Source organism: Brevibacterium sp. H602 (genome assembly GCF_051172395.1).
Taxonomy (GTDB): domain Bacteria; phylum Actinomycetota; class Actinomycetes; order Actinomycetales; family Brevibacteriaceae; genus Brevibacterium.
The window spans coordinates 58,450-84,047 of sequence record NZ_JBPIZD010000006.1 but is presented as its reverse complement, the minus strand read 5'-3'; the positions used below and the strand labels follow the sequence as shown (position 1 = coordinate 84,047).

The 25,598-nt window shown below is 66.9% G+C and carries 19 protein-coding genes; 2 read left to right on the top strand and 17 right to left on the bottom strand.

Going from position 1 to position 25,598, the window contains the following annotated elements; all coding sequences use genetic code 11:
- Window positions 1-12: 12 nt before the first annotated feature.
- From ACSBQT_RS06200 to ACSBQT_RS06170, 7 genes are all read right to left on the bottom strand, one after another.
- Window positions 13-1,419, bottom strand: a complete 1,407-nt coding sequence (locus ACSBQT_RS06200) for an amidase (RefSeq protein WP_410709220.1) — start codon at window positions 1,417-1,419, stop codon at window positions 13-15.
- Window positions 1,416-2,126 (bottom strand): SRPBCC family protein, encoded by a 711-nt coding sequence (locus ACSBQT_RS06195; RefSeq protein ID WP_410709221.1) that lies wholly within the window; start codon window positions 2,124-2,126, stop codon window positions 1,416-1,418. Before ACSBQT_RS06195 ends, ACSBQT_RS06200 begins: the two co-directional genes overlap by 4 nt.
- A gap of 24 nt (window positions 2,127-2,150) precedes the next feature.
- Window positions 2,151-4,541 carry an aerobic carbon-monoxide dehydrogenase large subunit gene (cutA, locus tag ACSBQT_RS06190; protein WP_410709222.1) on the bottom strand — a complete coding sequence of 797 codons (2,391 nt, stop codon included), beginning with the start codon at window positions 4,539-4,541 and terminating at the stop codon, window positions 2,151-2,153.
- Window positions 4,538-5,047, bottom strand: a complete 510-nt coding sequence (locus ACSBQT_RS06185) for a (2Fe-2S)-binding protein (RefSeq protein ID WP_370034890.1) — start codon at window positions 5,045-5,047, stop codon at window positions 4,538-4,540. The genes cutA and ACSBQT_RS06185 overlap by 4 nt, the downstream gene beginning before the upstream one ends.
- Window positions 5,044-6,015, bottom strand: coding sequence for an FAD binding domain-containing protein (locus tag ACSBQT_RS06180; protein ID WP_410709223.1), 972 nt, complete (start codon window positions 6,013-6,015; stop codon window positions 5,044-5,046). The genes ACSBQT_RS06185 and ACSBQT_RS06180 overlap by 4 nt, the downstream gene beginning before the upstream one ends.
- 4 nt (window positions 6,016-6,019) lie before the next feature.
- Window positions 6,020-7,495, bottom strand: coding sequence for a uracil-xanthine permease family protein (locus tag ACSBQT_RS06175; RefSeq protein WP_435001128.1), 1,476 nt, complete (start codon window positions 7,493-7,495; stop codon window positions 6,020-6,022).
- A 206-nt stretch (window positions 7,496-7,701) separates the two neighbouring features.
- A complete protein-coding gene (locus tag ACSBQT_RS06170) occupies window positions 7,702-9,471 on the bottom strand; it encodes a PucR family transcriptional regulator (RefSeq protein ID WP_435001126.1) in 1,770 nt (589 codons plus the stop codon).
- Window positions 9,472-9,506: 35 nt separating this feature from the next.
- On the opposite strand from ACSBQT_RS06170, the gene ACSBQT_RS06165 reads away from it, so the two are divergent.
- Window positions 9,507-10,712, top strand: coding sequence for an oxamate carbamoyltransferase subunit AllH family protein (locus ACSBQT_RS06165; protein ID WP_410709225.1), 1,206 nt, complete (start codon window positions 9,507-9,509; stop codon window positions 10,710-10,712).
- Window positions 10,697-13,660 carry a DUF1116 domain-containing protein gene (locus tag ACSBQT_RS06160; RefSeq protein ID WP_410709226.1) on the top strand — a complete coding sequence of 988 codons (2,964 nt, stop codon included), beginning with the start codon at window positions 10,697-10,699 and terminating at the stop codon, window positions 13,658-13,660. Before ACSBQT_RS06165 ends, ACSBQT_RS06160 begins: the two co-directional genes overlap by 16 nt.
- A 29-nt stretch (window positions 13,661-13,689) precedes the next feature.
- Here ACSBQT_RS06160 and ACSBQT_RS06155 read toward each other — a convergent pair whose 3' ends face one another.
- From ACSBQT_RS06155 to ACSBQT_RS06110, 10 genes are all read right to left on the bottom strand, one after another.
- The gene (locus ACSBQT_RS06155) at window positions 13,690-14,823 is read right to left on the bottom strand and encodes an XdhC family protein (RefSeq protein WP_410709227.1); all 1,134 of its coding nucleotides are present in this window, start codon (window positions 14,821-14,823) and stop codon (window positions 13,690-13,692) included.
- Window positions 14,820-16,019, bottom strand: coding sequence for a VWA domain-containing protein (locus ACSBQT_RS06150; protein WP_410709228.1), 1,200 nt, complete (start codon window positions 16,017-16,019; stop codon window positions 14,820-14,822). The genes ACSBQT_RS06155 and ACSBQT_RS06150 overlap by 4 nt, the downstream gene beginning before the upstream one ends.
- Complete coding sequence (locus ACSBQT_RS06145) at window positions 16,016-16,933, bottom strand: AAA family ATPase (protein WP_265418595.1); 918 nt, start codon at window positions 16,931-16,933, stop codon at window positions 16,016-16,018. The genes ACSBQT_RS06150 and ACSBQT_RS06145 overlap by 4 nt, the downstream gene beginning before the upstream one ends.
- Window positions 16,934-16,961: 28 nt before the next feature.
- Window positions 16,962-17,954, bottom strand: a complete 993-nt coding sequence (locus ACSBQT_RS06140; protein ID WP_265418596.1) for a carbamate kinase — start codon at window positions 17,952-17,954, stop codon at window positions 16,962-16,964.
- On the bottom strand, window positions 17,951-20,008 hold the full coding sequence (locus ACSBQT_RS06135; protein ID WP_410709230.1) for a hydantoinase B/oxoprolinase family protein: 2,058 nt from the start codon (window positions 20,006-20,008) through the stop codon (window positions 17,951-17,953). The genes ACSBQT_RS06140 and ACSBQT_RS06135 overlap by 4 nt, the downstream gene beginning before the upstream one ends.
- Window positions 20,005-22,134: a hydantoinase/oxoprolinase family protein gene (locus ACSBQT_RS06130; protein ID WP_435001121.1), complete on the bottom strand. Its 2,130-nt coding sequence runs from the start codon at window positions 22,132-22,134 to the stop codon at window positions 20,005-20,007. The genes ACSBQT_RS06135 and ACSBQT_RS06130 overlap by 4 nt, the downstream gene beginning before the upstream one ends.
- Window positions 22,135-22,239: 105 nt before the next feature.
- Window positions 22,240-23,094, bottom strand: a complete 855-nt coding sequence (locus ACSBQT_RS06125) for an SDR family oxidoreductase (RefSeq protein ID WP_265418599.1) — start codon at window positions 23,092-23,094, stop codon at window positions 22,240-22,242.
- The gene (locus ACSBQT_RS06120) at window positions 23,091-23,741 is read right to left on the bottom strand and encodes a nucleotidyltransferase family protein (protein WP_435001119.1); all 651 of its coding nucleotides are present in this window, start codon (window positions 23,739-23,741) and stop codon (window positions 23,091-23,093) included. Before ACSBQT_RS06120 ends, ACSBQT_RS06125 begins: the two co-directional genes overlap by 4 nt.
- Before the next feature lie 227 nt (window positions 23,742-23,968).
- Entirely contained in the window at window positions 23,969-24,703 is a 735-nt protein-coding gene (locus ACSBQT_RS06115; RefSeq protein WP_435001117.1) for an ABC transporter permease, read from the bottom strand.
- Window positions 24,700-25,539, bottom strand: coding sequence for an ABC transporter ATP-binding protein (locus ACSBQT_RS06110; protein ID WP_435001116.1), 840 nt, complete (start codon window positions 25,537-25,539; stop codon window positions 24,700-24,702). The genes ACSBQT_RS06115 and ACSBQT_RS06110 overlap by 4 nt, the downstream gene beginning before the upstream one ends.
- Window positions 25,540-25,598: the final 59 nt, after the last annotated feature.

Sequence of the window (25,598 nt, the reverse complement as noted above, 5' to 3'; positions counted from 1 at the left end):
GTTTCCCAATCCTCACAGGTCAGGACGGCGCCGCGCATGTCCGGTGGCTGCCTCGAAGCTGCGGGCGACGCGGAGCACTGTGGCATCACCACCGACCGGTCCGATGATCTGCATTCCGATCGGCAGACCGGTGGAGCTGAAGCCGGCGGGCACGCTCAGTGCCGGACAGCCCGTAGCGGAGATGAGAGTCGTCGAGTCGACCCACGCCATATAGTCCTCGATCGGTCGAGAGTTGATCCGAGTGGGATATTCGTCCTCCGCGGAGAACGGGAGGACCTGCGAGGTCACCGTGACGAGGACGTCGTGAGTGGAGAAGTAATCGTTCATCGCCGACCACAGCCGCGCGCGTGCCCGATCGAAGTCGAAGAGATCGTGGGCGGTGAGTGCGAGGCCTGCATCGACATCGGCCTGCAGGGAGGCTTTCAGCCGCCCCGGAAGGGCCGCATCCACCTCCCGCAGGTTCGCCGCGAACTCATAGGCCCTGGCCGTGCGAAACACACCGCGGGACGCACGGAGGTCGGGCACGGAATCGCTCAGTCGGGCGCCGAGGTCGACGAACACTGAAGCGGCTCCGGCGACCACGTCGCGGGCTTCCGTCTCGAGTTCGAGCAGACCATCGAGGTCAGGGGAGAACCCCGCGGTGATTCCGCTGAGATCAGTCGCCTCCCCGCGCCATGGCCCGAAAAGGGTCGAGGCGGGCCCAGGGCCGGTCCCGCTGCACAGCTCCATGAGCCAGGCGACGTCGTCGACGGTGCGCGCCATGAAGCCCGGCTGGCTCAGCCATTGCCAGGGGTCTTCGGGGAAGGTCCGGGGAATCCACCCATGCGAGGGCCGCAGCCCAACGATGTTGTTGAACGAGGCGGGCAGGCGCAGTGAGCCGCCGGTGTCGGAACCGTCCCCGGCAGCCTGGACTCCACAGGCGATGGCCGCGGCCGCGCCTCCCGAGGATCCGGCGGCCGACCGGGTGGCGTCGTAGGGGTTTTTCGTCGTCCCGAAGACGCGGTTGGTCGTGTGCGCCCCGGCCGCGAATTCGGGCACGTTCGACTTGCCCGTGGAGATCACGCCTGCTGCCTGCAGCCGAGCGATGACGCTGCTGGTCCGCTGCGGCACATGGTCGGCGAAGAGCTCGCTGCCGTAGGTCGTGCGCATACCTGCGGTGTCATGCGTGTCCTTGTGGGTCATGGGCACACCGCAGAGTGGCGGCAGCCCCTCTTCACCGGCAGCACGCCGCTGGTCCGCCTCCCACGCCGCGGCGAGCGCGCGTTCGGGTTCGAGGGTGACGATCGCATTCGTCGTCGGGTTGATCTCGGTAATGCGGTCGAAGTGCGCGGTCATGAGCTCGACGCTGCTGATCTCGCGACTGTCGAGGGCGGCCGCCTGCTCGGCCAGAGACAGCCAGGTCGGGGAATCCGTCGTCACCGACGACCGGCCAGGAGACCGAGACAGACGCCGAGCAGCGCTGCGCCCGCACCGACGGCAGCGCCGATAACGAAGCCGTCGCCGCAGGATCGATGGCTGCCAACCGTCCTGGCGGCGGGAGCCGCAGCATCTACCGATTCGGACGAAACTGCGGGTGCGCCCGCAGCGTCTGTGCCCGATGCGACAGGAGCGGCAGCACCGGAACCGGGGAGCCCGGCCGCCTCGGCGCCGGTCGAAGCACCTGCGGGCGCACCCTTCTCCGGCACACCGTCGCGGATGGCCGCGTCGATGTCGGCGAAGAACTTCTTCGCGATGCGTTTGGCGACTCCGCCGAGCATCCTCTGTCCGACTCCCCCGATCGGTCCGCCGAGCACGGCATCGGCTTGCCATGTGATGTCGCTGCCGCCCTCGGCTCCGGATGCCAGTGCCACCGAGATGTCCGCGCCGATGGTGCCGGGTCCGCCCGCGCCCTTGGCGCTGAGGACGAACGACGCGCCCTCGACCTCCTCGGAGAAGACGACGGTGCCCTTGTATGTGCCCTTGATGGCGGCGACGCCCATTGTAAGGACGACGTCGAAGCTGCCCTCACCGGTCCGGGTGAAGCTCTCGACTCCCGGAATGGTCGCGGCGAGGATCGACTCGTCGTGGAATGCGGCATAGGCCGTCGCCGGATCGGCGATCATCGTGGCTTTGGAGGAGATGAGCATGGTTTGGATGTCCTTCAGTCGGATTCAGTGGGAGCGGTTGAGCTCGCCCGCAGCATGGTTGGTTCTCATATGCCACAGGGTCGAGGGGTCCAGCGGCATCGAGCGGATGGGGATCCGCTCGGCGTCCTCGATCGCCGAAGCGATGGCAGTGGCGGCGGGGATCGTTCCGGCCTCGCCAGCCCCCTTGATACCGAGCGGATTGAGCGGACTCGGAGTCTCGAGGTGGTCGGTCTCGACGTGAGGAACCTCGGACGCGAAGGGCATGAGGAAGTCCATGAAGGAGGCGTTGAGCAGCTGCCCGTCGGCGTCATAGGCCATCTTCTCGTACAGCGCCCCGCCGACTCCTTGGGCCACACCTCCGTGGACCTGCCCTTCGACGACGAGCGGGTTGACCATCGGTCCGCAGTCGTGGACGACGCAGTAGCGGAGGATTCTGATGTCCGCGGTGTCCGGATCGGTCTCGACGATCGCGGCATGCATGCCGTTGGCTACAGTTGAGCGAAGCGGCGAGAAGAACTCCTGCTCCTCGAGCCCCGGCTGCTCTCCCTGCCCGATCGAGGGCTCGTCCTCGGCGGAGTCCTTGGCGAATTGCGTGGCCGCCCGTGCACTCTCGTCGAAGGCGTAGCGCAGCGGGTTCGACAGCACCGATACCGCCGCCAGCGGCATCGACGCGCTGGGATCGCCCTTGACCTGGATCATGCCCTCGTCGATCTCGAGGTCTTCGGGATCGGCTTCCAGGGACTCACCGGCGATCCGCAGAGCCTTCTGCTTTACTTTCTTTGCGGTGAGGTGGAGTGCGTTGCCGGCCATGACCGCTCCGCGCGAACCCCATGTGCCCACGGAATAGGGCAGCTTGCGCGTATCGCCGGTCTTGACATGGACTGTCTCCAGCGGGACTCCCAGCTCATCGGCGACGATCTGGGCGAAGACTGTCGCATGGGCCTGCCCGTGGGTCGTCAGGCCGGTCCAGACGTTCACCCGTCCGGAGGACTCCACCTCGATGTGTCCGCCTTCGTAGGGCCCCGCACCGGTGCTCTCGATGTAGCAGGCTAGACCGATGCCCACCCGACGGCCCTCGCTACGTGCCTGCTCACGGTAGGTTTCGAACTCGTCCCAGCCGACGATCGACTTGAGTTTGTCCATCGAAGTGACGAAGTCACCCGAGTCGATCCAGCCCTCGGCTCCGTCCTGCATCCGCAGACCCATGGGATGCGGGAAGTCGCGGACGAAGTTGCGCAAACGTACCACTGTGCGGTCGAGGTCGAGTTCGGCGGCGATCGCGTCCATCGTCCTCTCCATCATGAACACCGCATGGGCGCGACCGGCACCACGATACGGAGTGACCATGACGGTGTTCGTGTACAGCGACCAGTACTCGACCCGGAACGCCGGGATCACGTACGGGCCCATGATGTGGGTGGAGGTGTTGAGCGGGACGATCACGCCGTAGGGCAGGTAGGCGCCGTTGTCATGCCAGAACTTCACGTCGAGTCCGAGTATCCGTCCCTCGTCGTCGAAGCCAACCTTGACCCATTGGGTCTGCGCTCTCTCGTGGGCGGAGGAGATGAAGTGCTCGCGACGGTCCTCGGTCCATTTGACAGTGGTCTCGAGCGCACGCGCGGCGCAGGCCACGGCGAGCTCCTCCGGCCAGGGGTGGTTGATCTTCACACCGAAGGCTCCGCCGACGTCGGGGGTGATGACCTCGACCCGGGTCAGTGGGATCTCGAGCTTGGCTGCGAGAACGGCCCGCAGACCCGTGCTCGTCTGCGTCGAGGAGTGGACCTCCAGGCTCTCCTCCCCGGGATCCCACCGTGCCACGACGCCCTTGCCCTCCATCGGCATGCAGGCGCTGCGCTCGAATTCGAGGTCGAGTTCGAGGACATGGGGCGCGCCATCGAGCCCCGCATCGACATCGCCGACGTCCTGCACGATGTGAGCGGCGACGTTGTCTTCCATCCCCTCATGGACGATTCGCGTTCCCTCGCGGGACGCTTCGACGCCGACGACGGCCTCGCGGAAGCTGTACTCGACCTCGATGCGGTTCGCGGCGTCCTCTGCGATGTAGCGGTTCTTGGCGATAACCATGACGATGGGCTCGCCGACGAAGTTCACATGGTCCTTGGCCAGGGCGTAACCGGTGTGCGGCGCGACGATGGAGGGATGCGGAATGAGCATCGGCAGCCGTTCCGCGGCCTGTCCGGGCAGGTCTTCGTGCGTCCACACGGCGATGACGCCGGCGACGTCGAGGGCGCCGGTCACGTCGATGTCGAGGATGTCGGCATGGGCGTGGGGGCTGCGCACGAATGCGGCGGCGATCGCCGTTCCCGAGACGTCGTCGACATACCGGCCGTGGCCGGTGAGCAGGCGCGGGTCTTCGCGGCGAGTGATCTTCTGGCCGAAGAGGCGAGTGGTCATTGCGAGGCCCCCTCTGCGCGCAGTTCGGCGGCTCGACACACTGCGGAGACGATGTTCTGGTAGCCGGTGCAGCGGCAGAGGTTGCCGGACACGGCCTCGCGCGCCTCCTCCTCGGTGGGGTTCGGATTCTCGTCGATGTAGGCGTCGATGGTCGTGACGAAGCCCGGGGTGCAGAACCCGCACTGGAGACCGTGGCAGTCGATGAAGGCTTGTTGGACGTCGGACGGGTTCTCGGGATCGTCGCCGATGCCCTCGACCGTTGTTATCTCATGTCCCTGAGCCGTGACGGCGAACATCAGGCAGGAACGCACGGGCTCACCGTCGAGCTGGACCGTGCAGGCCCCGCAGACTCCGTGTTCGCAGCCTACATGGGTGCCCGTCAGCTCCAGGTCCTGCCGGAGCACGTCCGAGAGCAGCTTCCGGTCGGGAACCTCGAGCTCGTAGAGGGTGCCGTTGACCGCGAGTCGGATGCTCGAGGTCGGTTCTGTGCCGATATCTTCGGTCATGCTCGCCTTCTCTCAGTGTCGTCACCGGTCGCCCCGACCAGGCTGTCCTCGCCGCGACCGCTTGCGCCGCGTGCATCTCCGCGACCGCTCGAGCCGTCGCTGCGGCACAGACGCCGGAACAAGCGGGAGGCGATCACTCCGGCAAGGTGTCTCCGGTAGTCCGCCGAGGCGTGGATGTCCCCGCCCGGGTCGATGAAGTCACGCACCGCCTCGGCGACCATTGCAGCGACCGTGGAGGCATCGCCGAGCTCGGCACCTGATACGGCTTCGCCGAGGTCGAGGATGTCGGGAACGTCGGTGACGGAGACGAATCCGCAGCGCAGCCCCGTCACAGTCTCGCCGTCGACGTCGAGGATCATCCCCACTCCCGCAAGCGCGTAGTCCCCGCTGCGCCGGGCGAGTTCGTCAAAGCCTGTGCGCGAACCCGCGGGCAGCGCTGGGAAGATCGCACGGGTGATGAGCTCATCGGATTCCAGCGAGGTCTCCAACGGCCCGATGTTGAGTTCCTCGGCGCCCAATGTCCTCTCACCGCGTCGGCTGCGCGCCTCGATGCGACCGCCGGTGAGCGCGAGGACCATCGGCATCTCGCCGTTGGGGTCGGCATGGGCGATCGATCCGACGGTCGTGCCCCGATTGCGCACCGCGGGGTGCGCAACGAAGCGCAGAGCCTCGCCGAGGAGGGGGTTGGCCCTGGTGACGTCCGCGCTGCGTTCGACCCGTCGATGTGTGACGCTCGCACCAACGCAGATCTCGTCCGAACCGTCGGCGCCCGAGACCTCGAGATCGTCGATTCCAGCCACAGAGGTGATGTCGATGAGATCGCTGGGAGCGGCCAGGCGCATGTTGAGGACGGGAACGAGGCTCTGGCCTCCGGCGAGGATCTTTCCGGTGGCACCTCGGGCGGCAAGGAGGTCGAGAGTCTCGTCGACTGTCGTCGGTCGATGGATTCGCAGGGGTGATGGCTTCATCGTCTCATTCACTCGATTCCTGACCGCGTCGGCCGCGGTCGCTTTCCGCACCATCGACAACACGTCCTTGGTGCCCTTCCCGCCCGACAGAGAGACCAGCCCCACCGGCACCGCCGTCGGAGTCGGAAAGCATGTCAGCAGGTGCCAACCGGCGGGCAACATGGTACATGACCAGCATCGATATCGTTCCCAAGGCAATTCCCGAGAGGACGAAATCCTCGCTGAAGTTCAGGCTCACATCGCCGATCGCAATGATCAGGCCCGCCGAGACTGGCACGATGTTGAGCGGGTTAGCGAAATTCACGCGGTTCTCGATCCAGATCTTCGCGCCCAGCATGCCGATCATGCCGTAGAGGACGACGGTGATGCCTCCTAGAACACCTCCGGGCACCGCTGAGATGAGGGCGCCGAACTTCGGTGAGAGGCCGAACGAGATCGCCACCAGAGCGGCAACCCAGTAGGCAGCTGTCGAATAGACCCGAGTCGCAGCCATGACTCCGATGTTTTCCGCGTAAGTCGTCGTCGGAGAACCGCCCACGGAAGTGGCGACGACAGTGGCGACGCCATCGCCGATGACGGCGCGCCCCATATACTTGTCGAGGGGGGCTCCCGTCATCTCTTCCACGGCTTTGACGTGACCAGCATTCTCGGCGACGAGGGCGATGATGCCAGGAAGCATGACGACGATAGCCGCGGCGTTGAAAACAGGCAGATGGACACCGACGACTCCGGCCGCGGTGTCGGTCATGGGCGGAAATCCGATCCAGGGCGCCGCAGCGACACCAGAGAAGTCGACACGGAAGTGGGTCGTCACCTCACCGGCGGTAGCACTGAAAGAGGTGATCTGGCCGAACACCTGGTCGAAGATCCAGGACAGCACATAGCCGAGCACAAGGCCGAGGAAGACCGCGATGCGACCGAGGAAGCCGCGCACCCATACTGATACGAAGACGATGAAGACCATGACGATGACGGCGATCCACTGGTCCTGAGGCCAATAGGTGTTCGCAACCACCGGTGCGAGATTGAAGCCGATCAGCATGACGACGCCACCGGTGACGACGGGCGGAAGGACTTTCATCAGAGCCGCAGAGCCGATGTAGTGGATGAACGTACCGACGAGCGCAAGGATGACGCCCGAAACCATGATCGCACCGGTGACCTCTGCGGGAGTGCCTCCCTGAGCGGTGACAGCTGTGACGCCTCCGACGAAGGCGGCCGAGGTACCGACATAGCTGGGCACCTTGCCCTTGACGATGAGCAGGAAGATGATTGTGCCGACTCCGGACATCATGACTGCCAGCTGCGGGTTGAGCCCCATGATGATCGGGAATACGAAGGTCGCTCCGAACATCGCAACGACGTGCTGGATGCCGAGCCCTACGGTCCTGCCCCACGACAGGCGCTCGTCCGGTGCAACAGCCCGCCCAGGCGCTATGGTCTTTCCATCGCCGTGGAGCTTCCAGGAAAACATCGACATGTGCTTCTCCTCGTCCATTTGCATCAGGTCGAACGATCCTGACTCAAGGCGGCACGGCCACTTGAACCGACGATCGGACGTCTTTGGATGATCCGGGTTAGGTTCAGACTCTATTTTGCCGATGAGGCCCGTATCACGTCATTATCTGCCAAATAGTCACTCTCTCCTTAGGCACTCTTCGCCAACACCTTAGGTTGAGCTCGTCCTCAGGGCAGCTTGACGATCTGCAGAGCGAGAGCAAGTGAGAGCCGCAGATCGGGATCCTCGGTGAAGGGCCCGACCATCTGCTCGAGTTTGCCGATTCGGTAGCGCAGAGTGTTGTAGTGGAAGAACAGGGCTCGCGCGGTCTCGGCGACGTTGAGATGATGGTCAAGTAGCGCCTGCAGGGTCTCACGCAGGCCTGCGTACTCCTCCTTGGCATCCGTCGCCAATGGTCCGAGGACCTCTTCGGCGAACTTGCGCAGCTCGGTCTGCTCCCCGACCTGGAGCAGCAGCCGGTAGACGCCGAGAGAGTCATAGTGACGCAGACCCTGACCGCGGTCGAGCTGCCGACCGACCTCGAGCGCGCGCATCGCCTCCTGATAGGCCGGCGCCAGACGCGAGACGCCCTCGGCAGGGCGTGAGATACCGACAGAGAACCGTCGCCTGCCCCCTCCCCCGTGTCCCCTCACCGAGGAGACGAACTCCTCCAAACGACGAACGATCCGCTCTCGCGGCTCTGCCGCCAGGAGCACGATCACCTGATCGCCCGAGCCGACGACCGCCGCACGGGGATCGAACTGGGAGACGACCTTCGTCCAGGCGTTGGCGAACAGCGCCTGCATCGTCCGCTTATTGCTCGCATCCGTGGAGTCGGATTCGGAATCGACTTCGGCGACAGCGATGCTGATGGGCCGGTCGAGGTCCCAACCAAGCGAATACGCGTGGGAAAGAACCCGGTCAGTCGAGGCGATGTGACCACGCAGAACCTCGAGGACGAAATCGGTGCGGTATTTGCTCTCGACAGCAGTGATGGCCTGTTCACGGGTGATGACGAGTGCTGCCGCAGCCGCCGCCTGTTCCAGCAGACGGAAGTCACCTGCCCGCAGCGTACGGGTGCCGAAGGCGACGATCCGGCCGAGGTTCTGAGCGGGCAGAGTCTCGGCCGCCGGTCTCCTGCCTCCCTCGATGACAACGTTTCCCCAATTCAGTACCGCGCTCATGGTGCCGTCGCCTTCTCGGTGCTCAGGACCTCGGGGATTCGCGTGGCGGCTGATGCCAGCAGGTTCGTCCTCGACACGGAAGCGGCCCGAACGATCGAAGCACTCGAGACCGGAGACCTCGGCAGACGTGGCCTCCGCATCGGCCGTGCGCAGACATCTCACACGGCCGTCAAGCGTCGTCACCGCTGCAGCCACACCCGTCCACTGAGCGAGCATGCGGCACACGTCTGCGAGGTCCCCGCCACCGACCACTACATCGACGAGCTCGCGCATGGACGCCTCAGTGCGGGCAATGACCTGAGCCCGCCGGTCGAGATTGCCGGTGAGCACCTCCTGCATGATCTCGTCGAAACCGACGTCCTCGCCGAGGTGGATGAGCGGCAGGCCGAGAGCATCCGCGGCCTTCACGGCAGCCTCGGGGATCTGCTCGAGATAGCGCCCGGATTTGAGACCGATCGCCGCCAACCCATGCTGATCGAAGGTTTCGAGCAGCCCCTCAAGATCCTCGGGACGATCACGGATCGGATACGCGGTTGTGAGCATCAGCTCCCCGGGCTTGACCCAGGGCAGGATGTCCGGGACCTCCATGACGTTCGAAAGCTCGACGACTCTGTCGAGACCAGCGGCACCGCCGATGAGTCGGGCCCCACGCATGCTCGGCAGTCTGAGCACATCCGCCACGGAGAGGGATTCGGCGGAGAAACCGTGTCCTTCTCCCCCGTCGAATGTCAATTCCTGCTGACCGCATCCCGAATCCTTGGCATCATTTGACATGCATTGACGATAACAGGGCGGGATACTCTGTCGAAATGAGGTCTCGGTCCGTGGTTCTTCCCGCCACCGCTTCCCTCCTGCCGGTCCCCCGGATCGACGCGGCGCGGGTCGGCGGCGCTGACCATTCCCCGATCGACCGCACCTCCGCCGACGTCTACCCGGCCCTCGCCGGGGTCAGTGCTGCTCCTGCCGGGAATGGCGCTGCCCGCGCCGAGGTGGTCCATGTGTTCAGCGCGGGATTCTACCTCGCAGTCGACGACCCCTATGACCCCCGAGGTCCCGGCAGACGCCTGTTGCCCATCTTGGGGCCTGCCGCCCTCCTGCTGCCCTTCGGACTCAGAGTTCCGCAGCTCGGTCGTGAGCACCTCGCGACGCTGCGGCCGGGGACCCCTGCACGGGTGATCCCCGCCGCCTCAGCGCTGCGACGCGGTTCTCATCCGCCGATCGTCGAAGACCATGCCCCCTCACCTCGGAGGATCGAATTATCTGACTTCGCGCTCGACATCGTCCGGACTCACCGGCCGCTGCGTGTGAAGGCGCGGTCGTGGAAGGGCCTCGACCCGGCAACGCTGGCTGCCCTGGCCGGCCATCTGCGTCCCGGGCTGTCGAATCTGGGCTCCCGTGCCGGAGACCTCGCCTCCGCCCTCCTCGACGAGGACGTCGCCGACTCCGAGGCTGGGGTGCGAGCTCTCATCGGCGCCGGGCCCGGCAGCACCCCCAGCGGTGACGACGCTCTGTCCGGCATCGCCCTCGCGCTCCGATCCACAGGCAGGAACCCTCCGCTCGATCTGCTTTCGCGCACAGTCGAACCCATCGACCTCGCCCATGCGACTCCTGCACTGTCGGCAGCGCTCATCCGTGCGGCCGTAGCCGGTCACTGCGTACCCGAGGTCGCGGCGGCGATCGAGGCCGCCCACAGGCTGCTGACGGCGCACAGGACGGAACCGCCGCCTCGGTCGGCCGCCTCCGAAACCTCGGCTGCGGGCTTCCTCGCCGTGCTCTCTCCGCTCGACCGGATCGGCCACAGTTCCGGCCACGACCTGTTCACGGGATTCCACGCCGTCCTCACAGCTCTGACCTGTAGCCGCCCTTCGCGCCCGAAGTCGAGCCCCTTGTTGCCACCACCCCGACCTCCGTCCGCGGCGATGATCCGCATCCGCGTCAGCGACGGCCCGCGAGAGTCGGCCTGCATTCCGACCCAGCACTCTTCGAAAGGTACTCATCCATGCCACGTTCACTGACCGTCCGCCGCGGCGTCTACGTCGACTCGGTCGCACTCATGCAGGTCTCGACCGAGGTCAAGACCACTCCCGGGGTCGACGACGCCCTCATTGGGATGGCCTCGGAGCTCAACCTCGGCCTTATCCGTGGAGCCGGTTTCGACATCGGTGAAGAGGTCACCCCGAACGATCTCATCATTGCTATCCGCGCCCAGTCGGAGGCGGCCCTGTCAGAAGGCAGCAATGCCGTTGACGTCGCCTTCGACAGGCTCACCGCCGCCGCCCGCGAGTCCACTGGCCCAGGCGGCTCCGTGCAGCCGGCCCTCACCGTCGAATCCGCGCTCGCCGGGTCCGACGCCGGGCTCACTCTCGTCTCGGTGCCCGGCGAGAGCGCCGGAGTCGAGACCCTCGCGGCCCTCGATTCCGGGTCCTCGGTGCTCCTCTTCAGCGACAATGTCGACGTCTCGACCGAGGTCGAACTCAAGTCTCGTGCCGCCGAGAACGGGCTCATCGTCATGGGCCCAGACTGCGGTACTGCGATCATCTCCGGGGTCGGGCTGGGATTCGCCAATCAAGTGCGGCGCGGTAGCTTCGGCATCATTGCGGCCTCGGGCACGGGCGCTCAGCAAGTCTCGGTGCTCCTCGATGCTGCCGGGGCCGGGGTCAGCCATCTCATCGGCACGGGCGGGCGCGATCTCTCGCGCGACGTCGGCGGCCTCAGCGCACGACAGGCCCTGCAGGCGCTCGCCGTCGACGCCGAGACCGAGCACATCATCGTGGTCTCGAAGCCCGCCGATGCCGAGGTGGTCGCTGAGATCGAAGACCGCGCTGCCGAACTCGGTGTACGGGTGAGCTGGGCGATCCTCGGTCCCGATTCCCCGAGTCTCTCAGCCGGGGTCGAGTCCGCCCTCAGCGCGGCCGGATTCACTGTGCCAGAATGGCCAAGCTGGGGAATCTCCGAGTCCGTCGAGGTGCAGACCGGTTCGCTCATCGGCCTGTTCTGCGGTGGGACCATGGCCGATGAGGCGATGCTCATCGCGCGGTCCGCGCTCGGCCCGATCTCTTCGAACATCCCCCTCGCCGGTGCTGAGCTGGTGAGCGGAATGACCATCAGCGCCGATACGCACACCGTGCTCGACTTCGGTGCCGACGAGATGACCCAGGGCCGCGCCCACCCGATGATCGACCCCTCGCTGCGTCTGCAGGCGATCAGGAACCTCGGCCCCCGAGCCGGTGTGCTGCTGCTCGACCTCGTGCTCGGCCACGGCGCCCACGCGGATCCCGCCGATGAGCTGGCCGCAGCGATCACCGATGCCAAGTCGACGGCTGCCGAAGAAGGCCGGGTCCTGCCCGTCGTCGTCAGCCTCATCGGCACGAGCGCCGATCCGCAGGACTTCTCTGCCGCCGTCCGCGCGCTCGTCGCCGCCGACGCCGAGGTATTCCTCTCGAACGCCGAGGCGTGCTGCCGTGCACTCGCCCACCTCGGCTGCGAGGCACAGATGAGCACGGTCATCGAATCCTCAGTGCCACCGGAGCGCATCCCCGCCGCACTGTCATCGCACTCAACCGGCGCCCAGAGCCTCTCGGGCCTGCTCGAAACCGCGCCCTCCGTGGTCTCCGTGGGCCTGAGCCTCTTCGCCGAGGAGCTGCGTGCCCAGGCGGTGCCTGTGACGGAGGTTCAGTGGAAGCCCGCCCTCGGCGATCCCGCCGCGCTCTATCAGGTGATGGCGGACCCCCGTCGCCGGGAGGCGAACGCACAAGCGCTCGAGCGCATGCTTTCTGCCGGAGCCGAGGTCGTGGGACTGCGACCGGCTCGCGAATGCCTCGGACTGCGCGAGGACGAGTTCCTCCACTCGGGCCCTCCGCTCGAGTGGGACCGAGCCTCTGGCCCGATGCGTGGGGCTCTGGCCGGCGCCGTCGTTTTCGAAGGACTCGCCGAGACTCTGGAGGCAGCGGAGGCCGGTCTCGCCGATGGCCGTTTCTCTTTCGCCCCCTGCCATTCCCGTGACGCGGTCGGACCGATGGCCGGCGTGGTCAGCCCCTCGATGTGGATGTTCGAGCTCGTCGACCCGGTCCACGGCAATCGCGCCTACTGCTCTCTCAACGAGGGCCTCGGCAAGGTGCTGCGCTACGGAGCGAACAACGAGGAGGTGCTCACTCGCCTGAACTGGATGCGCGACGTGCTCGGCCCCGTGCTCGCCGCGGCCGTGGCCGCCACCGGGCCGCTGGACACGAAGAACTACGTCACGCAGATGCTCCAGTCCGGGGACGAGGGGCACAACCGCAATCGGACGGCGACCCTGCTCTTCCTCCGTGACATCATGCCGAAGCTCTTCACCCTCGACTTCCCCGCTGACGACCTCGCCGAGGTCGCGCGCTTCCTCGGGGCTAACGACTACTTCGCGCTCAACCTCGTCATGCCGACGTGCAAGCTCGCCATGGCGGCGGCGAAGGGGGTGCCCGGCTCGACTCTCGTCGTCACCATGGCCCGCAACGGCACGGACTTCGGCATTCAGCTCGCCGGCACCGGTGAGCAGTGGTATTCGGGCCCGGCGCAGATCGCCGACGGTCTCTACCTCGGCTCCTACGGCGTCGAGGACGCCAATCCCGACATCGGCGACTCCGCGATCACGGAGACCGCGGGCATCGGCGGCCTCGCGATGGCCGCAGCTCCCGCGGTCGTGCGTCTCGTCGGTGGGGACGTCTCCTTCGCGGTCGACACCACCCGCCGGATGTATGAGATCACCCTCGGCGAGCATCCCCAGCACCAGATCCCCGTCCTCGAGTTCCGCGGGGTGCCGAGCGGAATCGACCTCGCGAAGGTGCTCCGTACCCACGTCCTACCGCAGATCAACACCGGGATGGCCGGAAAGGTCGCCGGGGTGGGCCAGGTGGGCGCGGGACTCGTCACGCCACCGGCCGATTGCTTCACCTCGGCGGTCGAGGGCCTGAGCGCACAGCGGCGCTGATGCCCTGCGCCCACCGGGGCAGACCGCCGTCAGCGGTGGATCGCTCCGGTGGTCACGCTCAGGGACACCCCGGTGCCCTGCGACCTCTCGGCGAGCACTTCGGCGAGGATCGAGAGCGCGGTCGCCTCTGGAGAGCGTGCGCCGAGGTCGAGGCCGATGGGACCGTGAATCCGCGCGATCTCCTCCTCGCTCGCCCCGGCCTCGAGAAGAGCCTCGGTGCGCTGGGCGTGGGTGCGTCGGCTCCCCAGCGCACCGACATAGTCGGCCGCAGACCGGACGGCCTCGAGGAGTACCGGGACGTCGAACTTGAGGTCGTGGGTGAGCACGGCAACCACGGTCGAGGCATCGATGCGACCAGCTGCGGCCTCGGCGGCGAAGTAGCGGTGAGGCCAACTGACGACGACCTCATGGGCCGCGGGGAAGCGCTCTGTGGTGGTGAACACCTGCCGGGCATCGCAGACCGTGACTCGGTAGCCGAGGAACCGGCCGAGTTCTGCCAGGGCCGCGGCATAGTCGATGGCACCGAAGATGAGCAGGCGCGGCGGAGGCGTCGAGGTGGTGACGAAAACGCGAGTGCCCGAGCCGAGGCGACGTCCCGTCTCATCGTATTCGAGGATCCCGGCGGCGCCGTCGGCGATCATCGCTCGGGCGTCGGTGGAGATGTGTTCGGTGAGGCGATCATGAGCGAAGTCACCGTGCGCTCTCCCCTCTGCGTCGAGGGCGAGAATGCGGCTCGGTCCGTCAAGTTCTGCGCCATCCTCCTCGGTGGCTCCCGGCAGCTCGAGAGCCAGTGCTGCCGCACGGGATCCGGAGACCGCCTCGAGGTAGATCCGCAGCCGGGAGACAGTGGCGGGCTCGAGGACGGGGGTGACGAGGACGTCGATCTCTCCTCCACAGGCCAGCCCGACTGCGAAAGCCTCCGCATCGCTCGTTCCGTAGTGGGCCGAGGCCGCACGACCGGTGCTGAGGACCTCGAGTGCGAGTTCGTGCACGGCGGATTCGACGCACCCGCCCGAGAGGCTGCCGATGACCTGTCCGTCCGCAGCGACGGCCATCATCGCGCCCGCCGGTCGCGGCGCCGATGACCAGGTCTTCGTCACAACGGCGAGCGCTAAGTTCCGACCTGCGTCGAGCCAGGCGAGGATCGCGTCGGCTTCGTTCATGCGCGCGCCTCCTGACCAGTCGCTGTCGGCACTGTGGCCACAGTCGCGGGTACGGCGGTCACAGGCCCACCGACAGCTCGCGGAAGCGCGAAGGCGCCAACGACGCCGGCGCCGTGCGCCGATGCCCGTGCCGCCATGAAGTCGGCAACCCTCTGCCACTGGGCGACGGTGGTCGCCGGAAGCACGGCCTCAGCATGTGCCGCGGCGACGGCCAGGCCCCGAGTGCGCGCTTCGAATCCTGCGCGTCCGGCGCGGGGATTGACCCAGAGGAACCGATGGCTGAGTCGGGCCAGCCGCGCGCAGGCGATGTCGAGCTCCGTACAGTCCCCGTGTTCCCAGCCGTCGCTGATGACGACGAGGGTGCTGCCGCGTACCAGGTCCTTCATCCGCCCACTGAGGAGTTCGGTCAGAGAATCGCCGAGGCGCGTCCCGGCTCCCGCGTCGAGGACCTCATCCAACGCCGAAGCGACACCGCTGCCTCCTCGCCCGTGTCCGGCCGCAGCTCGTGGGCCCAGGTCGACTCTGGTCAGGCGGGTCCCCGCCGTGAAACAACGGGCTCCCAGCACTGCAGAGCCGCGAGCCAGGAAACGCAGCGCGGGCTCCCGCCACACCGTCATCGAGGCGGACACGTCGGCGACGAGGGTGACGGGGCGCCGGCGATAGAGACTGCGCCTCCGCGGGATGGTTGAGATCTCCTCGTTGCGGATGAGCCGACGCAGGATCCGAGGGGCATCGATGATGCCGGTGTGACCCGAGCGAGTCCGATGTGCAAGGCCGCGCGGTGGTCGGAAGACGAGGCCGTCGATGAGCGCGGCAGCTTCGCTGCCGTGTTCGAACCCGAGATCGACATGGCGCAGATGTTCGGTCCGGGCAGCTTCGGTGATCTCGCTCGCCTCCCCGCCTGCGCCCTCTGTGCTCATCTCGGGCCGGGGATATTCGACGTCGATGCTCGGCTCCTCCGCATCCTGTCTGCCTGCCAGTCCGAAGACGGCGTCGAAGATCGCATCGTGGAGGCGCAGATGTTCGGGTCGGGTGCAGGTCAGCGCCCGAGACGCGGCTCGAACCTGTTGCGGATCGAGCGGGTCGAGGCAGGCCGCGGCCGTGATAAGCGACCGCACCGCGTCCGGGTCTGCAGGCAGTCCCGCGGCCCGCAACCGGATGCCAAGGGTCAGGAAGGTGTCCGTCAGGGTCCTCACGTTCCATCCCCTCCGAATGGGCTGAGAACTGTGCGGGCGGGGGCGAGGTCGTCGGCGTCCTTGAGGACGGCGGAGATCGTCGCCGCGATCGCTGGGTCGTCGAGTTCGCCGAGGCCGAGGGCGTGCAGGGCGCGCAGCCAGTCGATGGCCTCGGCGGTGCCGGGAGGTTTGAGCAGATCGGCGCTGCGGAGTCGGTTGGCCGCAGCGATGACGGCCCGGCGCAGGGACTCGTCGGCCTCGGGGACGTGCAGGGAGAGGATCCGTGATTCAGCCTCGGCGCCGGGCTGGTCGAACCACTGGTAGAGGCAGCGCCTGCGCAGGGCGTCGTGGAGGTCGCGGGTGCGGTTCGAGGTGAGGATGACCAGCGGCGGAGTCTGCGTCGAGATCGTGCCGAGTTCGGGCACGGTGACCGACCAGTCGGCGAGCGCCTCGAGCAACAGAGCGTCGAATTCGTCGCCGGCGCGGTCGATCTCGTCGATAAGCAGCACCGGTCGCGCCTCGTCGGGCCCGAGTCCCCGCGAGTCCTCGATCGCGCGCAGGATCGGACGGGCGAGCAAGAAGGCCCGGTCGTGGAGCTCATCGTCGAGGCAGATCGCGTCGATGCGCTCCCCCGCCGAGCTGGACGCCGCCTCGATCGTGCGCACGTGGAGGATCTGCTTCGCGAAATCCCAGTCGTAGAGCGCTTGGCTGGCCTCGAGCCCGTCGTGGCACTGCAGCCGAATGAAAGAGCCGCCGGAGGCGCGGGCGAGCGCTCGAGCCAGACTCGTCTTGCCCACGCCCGGGGAGCCCTCGCACAGCAGAGGTTTGCCGAGGCGGTGGGCGAGCACACAGGTGGTCGCAAGTTCGGGTGCGACGATGTGCCCCACGCGCTCCAGCTCCTGTGCCAAAAAACGGGGATCGTCGAAGATCGTCATGGCTGCGTCGCCTCCTCCCGAGTCGAGTCTACTGATCGTCTCTGCTCTCTCGAACGTCCGCTGCCACCCGATCATCCGAGTGCGCCTGACCGTGCGAACTCACGGCGGTGCCGACTCTCCCGGTTACTGCCGAGGCGAGCTGCGAGAGCTCGGCGATGACGGCTCGTGATCCACCGTTGTCGACGAAGTCGAGCAGCGCGTCGACCTTCGGCCCCATCGAACCGGAGGCGAAGGTGCCGGTGGCACGCAGGGCTTTGAGCTCGGCTGCGGTGACGGCACCGACATCGCTCGCGTCCGGAGTGCCGAAGCCGGCGACCGCACAGGGCACATCGGTGGCGATGATGAGCAGATCCGCATCCACCGAGGCGGCGAGCTTCGCAGCGCTGAGGTCCTTGTCGATGACCGCGGATACCCCGGCACAGCCCCGGTCCGCGGGTAGGACGGGAATGCCGCCCCCGCCAGCGGCGACGACGATCCAGCCGGAGTCCGCAAGGAAGGAGATCATCGGAGTCTCGAGGATCTCGACGGGGTCCGGAGAGGCCACAACGCGACGCCACCCCTTGTCGCCGAAGTCCTTCCAGGTCTGGCCATGAGCGGTCATCTCCGCGGCGAAATCCGCATCCTGATAGGACCCGATCGGCTTGACCGGATCGGCGAACGCTGGGTCGTCGGGGTCGACGACGGTGCGGGTGACCACGGCGGCGACCCTGTTCCCCAGCCCGCGGGCTGCGAGTTCGAGTTCGAGGGCGCTGACGATCGTGAAGCCGATGGTGCCCTGGGTCTGTGCTCCGCACCAGTCGAGGCTCACAGGCGGCAGCTCGTGAGCGGAGAGTTCGTTCTTGCGCAGGATGTTGCCGACCTGCGGCCCGTTGCCGTGGGTGATGACGAGTTCGTGTCCGGCTGCGGCGAGATCGGCCAGATGCACGGCCGCGGCGGAGATCGCGCGCTGCTGGGCCGACGGAGACGGATCTCCGTCGGGCCCGGTCATCGCATTGCCGCCGAGGGCGACGAGGACCCTCACAGCCAGTCGACCGCCGCAGCTGAGGCTCCGTCGACGGTCAGCTGGGCATAGCCGGGTCCACGATCGAAGAAGGGCTCGTTCGCATCCCGGGTGGCCCGCATCTGCTCGCGCAGCTCGGTCGTGGCCGCCTCGTCGGCCTCGGCACCGTCGACTCCGGCGGCATCGGCGCCGACGGATGCGCTCGGATCGGCGGTGACGACGACTCCGTAGGACTCACGAGCGCCGGCGATGCTCACCTTGCCCCAGCTGACGTCGCGGACCACCTCGGCGATCGGACGGTCGAGGGGGTCGCCCCAGCCTCCACCGCCCGTGGTGCGGATCCGAACGACCTCACCGGCTCTGATGACCTCAGCATCGGCGAGCGCATCGATCTGACGTTCGTTCGGACCTCCCGGATCGATGGTCACTTCGAACGGCCTGCCCGCTTTTCCGCCCTTGACCCCCCAGCATGCGAGGATCGAACGGTCGGCGATCGACATGAAGTGCCCGTCGCGCAGCATCCGAATGTGCTTCTCGTAGCCGAGGCCTCCGCGGTAACGACCGGCACCGCCTGAGTCGACGGCCAGACCGAGGCGTTCGACGCGGAACGGGAACCGGGACTCGGTGAATTCGGTGGGCAGGTTCCGGGAGTCGGGGACGACGTGGATCGTGTCCTCGCCGTCGGAGTAGTAGCGTCCGCCGGAGCCTCCGCCGAGGACCTCGCGCATGAGGTAGTCCTTGCCATCGCGGTCCTTGCCGTAGACCCCGGTGTAGCGGATCGTCTCCTGGTCCGCGGGCATGCGGCCGTCCACGGCCTTCGCGACTACGCCGGCGAGGACGCCGAGGAGGCGGAGAATCACGAACGTGCGTGCGTTCGTCGGTCCGGGGAACTCGGGGGTGAGCAGGGTACCCTTCTCCGGGAAGCGCATCTCGATGAGCGGCACAATGCCCTCGTTGACGTCGAGTTCGCCCATCCGCTCGGGGGTGTCGGCGAGGTTGCGCAGGATCGGGGCGAGCCACTTCTTGAGGAAGTTTCCGCCCACATAGTCACCGCAGTGGTTGATCGGTCCCGCGGCCTGGGCGGCGGTGCCCGTGAAGTCGACGATAAGTCGCGGTCCGTCGTCCGGTCCCCCGGTCGACGTCTTCGTCAACGTGATGCGCTGGGTGTGGAGCATGGGGTCCGAGACGCCGTCGTGCTCGGCATAGTCCTCCCAGACGTACTGGCCGTCGGGGATCTTCGACAGGATCTCACGGCGGTAGATCTCAGTGGAGTTCTGCAGTATCGCGTCGAAGGCCGTTTCGACGGTCTCGACTCCGTAGCGGGTGAAGAGTTCCGAGAGACGACGAGCACCCATCAGGCAGGCCGAGCACTCGGCGTCGAGATCGGCCGACAGCGAATCCGGCATCCTGGAGTTGCGCGACATGATCCGCAGTGCGGACCTGTTCGGAACCCCTTCGGACCACAACTTGATCGGCGGGATCATGAGGCCCTCTTCGAAGACGCTCGTCGCCCCTGAGGGCATCGAACCGGGGCACGCCCCGCCGATGTCGTCGTGGTGGCCGAAGGCCTGGACGAAGCACACGACCCGTCCCTCGGCGAAGACGGGAACGGTCACGCACATGTCCGGCAGGTGGCCGATGCCGCCTTCGGATTCGTAGACGTCGTTGTGGAAGAAGACATCGCCTTCACGCATCTCCTCGATGGGGAAGTCCCGGACGACTGGGTGGACGAGTGCGGAGTACGAACGGCCGGTGAGCTTGCGCAGCTGTCGGTCGTGGATACCGGCGCGGAAGTCATGGGCATCGCGGATCATCGGGGAGCGTGAGGTGCGCGAGATCGAGGTCTCAACCTCCATCTCCACACTGGCCAGGGTGCCTTCGACGATCTCGACGATGATCGGGTCGACGCTCGACCCTTCCGCGGTGAGGCGGTTGCCGTGCTCGTAGGCAGTCGGCAGACCGGCCGAGTTGATCGGCGAGGCGGCGATGTAGTCGGCGAGCTCCTGGCCGGTCAGGGGTTCGGTGCGCAGCATCGAACCCGAATCGACGGCGCTCGTGTCGGCTGTGGTAGTCACTTGCTGTCCTCCTGACCGGTGGTGCGGGTGATGATGATGTTGGCCGCGCGATCGATGCGCGCGCTGAACTCGGGGTGCAGAGGCACCGTCGAACCGAACTCCTCGATGATCGCGGGCCCCGCGATCTCGTCACCGGCCAGCAGCTCCTCGCGCCAGTAGACCGGGGTGTCGACGAAGCCGTCGGCGGCGGCGAAGCAGACGGGGCGGTGACCGGTCTTCGCCCTCTTGTCGAGGGCGGGCGCACCGTCGGCCGAGGCGATGCTGCGAGTCTCCGGACGTGTGATCGGTCCGATGCCGGACACACGGAGGTTGACCCATTCGACGAACTGGTCGTCGGCGGCGGCGAAGTCGTAGCCGTAGAGCTTGCGGTGCTCCGCGTGGAAGGCTCGGGTCACCTCATCGGCCCATTCTCTCGTGATCGCGCCCGCCGGTGCCGGGACGCGGACCTCGAAGGCCTGGCCGAAGTAGCGCAGGTCGACCGAACGGTCGAACTGGTGCGCCGAGGCGGGGAAGCCCTCACCGTCGAGTGCGGCGGCGGCCCGGGCTGTGAGTCCCGTGAAGAGATCGGCCACCTCGGCGATGTCGAGGCGGTCGTCGCGGCAGACGTTGGTCTGCACGTAGTCGTTCTTCACGTCGACGGTGAGCAGACCGTACGCCGAGACGTTGCCTGGGTCGTGGGGGACGACAACGCCGGCGAGGTCGAGGACGTCGACGAGGGTGCAGGCGAGCAGGGAGCCGGAGCCGCCGAAGGTCGCGAGCATGAAGTCACGGACGTCGAGTCCGCGTTGGACGGAGATCTGGCGCAAGGCATTGGCCTGATTCCAGGCGGAGATCTCGAGGATGCCGGTCGCCGCCTTCTCCGCGCTCAGCTCGAGGCGTTCGGCAATCCGGGCGATGCCGGACTTCGCCGCGTCGACGTCGAGCGGTATCTCCCCACCGAGGAGGTGGGGCGGGATCCGCCCGAGGAAGACGTGGGCGTCGGTGATCGTCGGCTCGGTGCCGCCGTTGCCGTAGCAGATGGGGCCGGGATCGGCTCCCGCGGACTGGGGGCCGACCTTGAGCTGGCCCTCCGGTGTGGTCCAGGCGATGGAGCCGCCGCCGGCGCCGACGGTGACGACGTCGATCATCGGGATCTTCGAGGGGTAAGCGCCGACGGTGCCCTCGGTGGTCAGGGCCGGTTCTCCGTCGATGACGACGGTGACGTCGGTCGAGGTGCCGCCGCCGTCACAGGTGAGCACCTGGTCGAAGCCCGCTTCCCGGGCGATGAGCCCGGCGCCGAGCGCACCGGCGGCCGGCCCTGAGAGCACGGTGGTGATGGGCTGGTGGACGACCTCTTCGGCGGAGAGGACCCCGCCGTTGGACTTCATGATGTAGAAGGGCAGAGCGGAGTCCTCGCCGGCGCCGGTGTAGGCGTCGAGGCGTTCGTGGATGTTGTGCACGTACTTCGAGACCTTCGGTTTGACGGCCGCGTCGACGAGGGTGGTCATCGAACGCTCGTACTCGCGGTATTCGCGCAGCACCTCGGAGCTCAGCGAGACCGTAGCCTCGGGGTGGATCTCGGTGAGGATCTCCCGCATCCTCTGCTCATGGACTGGGTTGGCGTAGGCGTGGAGGAAGTTCACGCCCAGCGTCATCACGCCCTGATCTTTGAACCACTGGGCGACCTCGCGGGCCTGCGCCTCATCAAAGGGACGGACCTCGCCGCCTTCGAAGTCGAGGCGACCCGACACGGTCTTGACGAGGTCGGCGGGGACGATGCGATCGGGCTTGACCCAGAAATAGGAGTTGCCGTAGCCGTCGGGCACTGCCTGACGGGCGATCTCGAGGACGAACTCATAGCCTTCGGTGGTGATGAAGCCGAGACGGTCGAGCTTGCCCTCGAGCAGCTGGTTCGTCGCGACGGTCGTGCCGTGGCTGACGGCACTGATGTGCTCCGCTGAGACCGAGTCGCCGAGCATGCCCAGCACCTTATCGATGCCGTTGATGAACCCGTCGGCTGGGTTCGACGGCGTCGACGGAGTCTTCGTCGTCGTCAGTGTGCCGGTGGATTCGTCGAATGCGACGATGTCCGTGAATGTTCCGCCGGTGTCAATGCCGATGCGGATCCGTGGAGCGTGGGGCGACATCTTCGTCCTTCCAGGTCGCGTGGGATTTGTCACCATCTTTCCCGGTGCCCACGCTGACTGAACCGGCAAGAGCTGACAAACGCGAGTACGTCTGTTGGCGAGAGTTCACAACCGGCTCTCGCCGAGGCTGGTGTGCAGCTCCTCGGCGAGCACCTCATCGAGGCTGCGGGCCTCGCGCCCGAGGATCGCCGGGATCCCGGCACTGCCACAGGGCAGTCCGTAGCGGTCGTAGTAGTCGAACATCGCCGTCAGCCATGCGCGTTCACGGGCGTCAATGCCGGAATCGGCGCGGGCCTCCTGCGCCGCGGACCAGGCCGCTGGATTCGTCACCTCGATGCCCACCATCGCGCCGAGGACCTGTCCTGCGGCCCGAGCCACGTCCCCGACGCTGACGAGCTCCGGTCCGCCGAGCTCAAGGGTCGCGCCGAGGTGGTCCTCGGTCGTGAGCAGCCGCGCGGCCGCCTCACCGACATCGCGCAGACCGATGAGCCCGAAGGGAGTGTCGGCGCTGTAGGCGACACTGATGGCGGGTGGAGTCTCGCGCAGTCCGGGCAGGAGGTTCTCAATGTATGCGCAGGGTTGGACGATCGTGAAAGGCAGAGAGCTTCTGCGCACTCGGTCCTCGGCCTCGGCCTTCGCGAGGTGGTGCGGCATTGAGGGTGCGTAGGGAGCAGCTACCGAGTGATAGACGATGCGCTCGATACCTGCTCTGTGTGAGGAATCGAGGAGCATCTCGATTAGCCCGAGTTCGTCGCTGTGCAGGTTAGGGGCCATGAGGTAGGCGGCGTGACAGCCGCGCAGAGCGGCAGTGGGATCGGTCAGGTCCCTCCGCCCGAGAGGGACCGGCACATGGCCTGCGGCACTTACTGCGTCTGCGATCGCGCGCCCGGTCTTCCCGGTGCCGGAGACGATGGCAACTCTCTGTGCGTCGGGTGTTTTGGTCGAAGCGATCTGTGTCATGAGCGTGTTCCTTCCAAATGCAGTCCGAATCGGGCTGCGGTTTCCGGGGTGTCGACATCGGCTAGCCCGTCGTGGCCCGGCGGCAGCAGGTCCGCGCACTCGACGCTGGTGACGTCGCTGCTGCCCGAGTGACGCTTGAGCATGGTCCGCAGTCCCTTGTCCCCGGCCGCGACCGCGAGCGCTTCGGCGATGTGTTCGCGACCGAGGGCGACGGGGTGGCCGGGGACCGAGTTCCAGTGCGCGCGGGCGAGATTTGCGGGGGCAGTCGCATCGAGCAGGCGCCCGTATGCCTCAGCTGGGACGTCGGGCAGGTCGAGCAGTGAGATGACGACACCGGCGGCCCTGTTCGGCACCGCATTCAGCCCTGCGATCAAGGAGGTGCTCAGGCCCTGAAGGTGGTCCGAGTATTCGACGATCCGTGCGCTGCGGGGCACCAGAAGGGACGCCTGCGCCGACATCGGGCCGAGCACGACGATGACGTCCGAGGCGAGTCCTCGTGCGGTTGCCGCCGTCAGCATCTTCTCGACCTGCGCGGTCAGCAGCGCTGTGCCGTCCGCGTACCGCAGCAGTGCCTTCGGCCCGCCCATCCGAGTACCGCTGCCGGCAGCCAGCAGAAGAAGACTCGGCGCCTGGTTTACCTGATCCATGTGCCTAGGGTGGCACCACTACCGCCGATGTGCCACTGCATATCTCACCAAAGACGGTCCCAGCCCATCGTCAGATCTCGTGGTATCGGAAGGGCGTCGCCGGGCATATTGCTTCCGGCTTAGCGGGCCGTGGCTCCATGGGCCTTCAGATGAGGTCTGGCCAGCAGACTGGCGAGCAAATAGGACGAGCTGCCTGAAGACTTAGATGACTAAAGTGCCGCCGCACCTCACGGCCTCCGGCGGCGCAGGGTGAGCGAACCGACGATGACGGCGCCGACGATCCAGCAGGCGATGAAGAGCACTCTCAGCCAGATATAGGCGGTGTCCTCGTCACCGGTCGACACCGCGTCCAGTGCATCGATCGCGTGCGAGAGCGGCAGCCAGTCGCCGATCACCTCGAGCACGTCGGGCAGCTGATCACGCGGGAGGAAGATCCCGCCGAGCAGGATCTGCGGGAACACGAAGACGGGCATGAACTGCACGACCTGGAACTCGGTACGTGCAAAAGCGCTGGCCAGCAGGCCCAAAGCCGTACCAAGCAGCGCATCGGCGATCGCCACGACGAATAGCAGCCAGACCGGCCCTTCGATCTCCAGACCGCACACCAGGGTCGCGTAGCCGACGGCCACGGCCGTCTGCACGACGGCAAGCAGTCCGAACGCCAAGGTGTAGCCGAGGATGAAGTCACCGCGCCCCAACGGCATCGACAGCAGCCTCTCGAGCGTTCCGCTGCGGCGTTCGCGCAGGGTCGCGATGCTGGTGACGAGGAACATGACGATGAACGGGAAGAGCGCAAGCATCGCCGGCCCGATATCGGCGAACACCTCGGTCTCATCGAAGATCCACGCCACCAGGCCGATCAGGAGGCTCGGGACGATGAGCAGCAGGGCGATCGTGCGCGGGTCATTGCGGATCTGGGTGAGCACACGCCCCGTCGTGGCCAGGGTGCGCATCGGGTTCATCGCCGACCTCCCTTCTTCGTCCCGCGGCCCCGCCGATCGTGGCTTGGTCGACCGGTGCCGTTCGCGTTCCGGGAGAGCAGATGGGTCCCCGGCCGGCGTCCGTGCCCGGCATGTCCTTCACCGGCCGTGTCCTTCTCGATGATGTCGAGGAACGCCTCCTCCGCCGAGGCGGCCCCCGTGCCTGCGAGCAGATCGTCCGGTGTCGTATCGGCGATGATCGCGCCCTCCCGCATGAGCAGCAGCCGGTCACAGCGTGTGGCCTCATCCATGACGTGGCTCGACACAATCAGCGTGGTCCCCTCCTCGGCGAGCCCGCGGAAGAGATCCCACAGATCATTGCGCAGGACTGGGTCGAGTCCCACCGTCGGCTCGTCAAGAACGAGCAGATCCGGGGAACCGAGCATCGCCGCGGCCAAGGACACCCGGTTGGCCTGACCGCCTGAGAGCGTCCGGGCCAGCTGATCTGCCTGCCCGGTGAGGTCCGTGCGTTCGAGCACACGGTCGACATCGGCCTTCGGGGCTCCCTGCACCCGTGCGAAGTAGCGCAGATTCGCCCGCACGCTGAGGTCCTCGTAGATGCTCGCCGACTGGGTCATATAGCCGACCCGATGCCGCAGGGCCGCCGATCCGGCAGGCCGTCCGAGCACCTGCACACGTCCGCCCGCGACGATCTGCACACCGACGACGGCCCGCATGAGCGTCGTCTTCCCGCTGCCGCTGGGACCCAGCAGTCCGACGATCGCACCCCTGGGCACATCAAGATCCAGTGAGTCGATGACTGTCCGACGACCCCTCCGGATCGTCAGTCCTCGTGCTTCCACCGACTTATTCATCATGTGCTGAATATGACATTCTAGAGTGCTCCGGTCAAGGGTTCTCACGGGACGATTTCTTG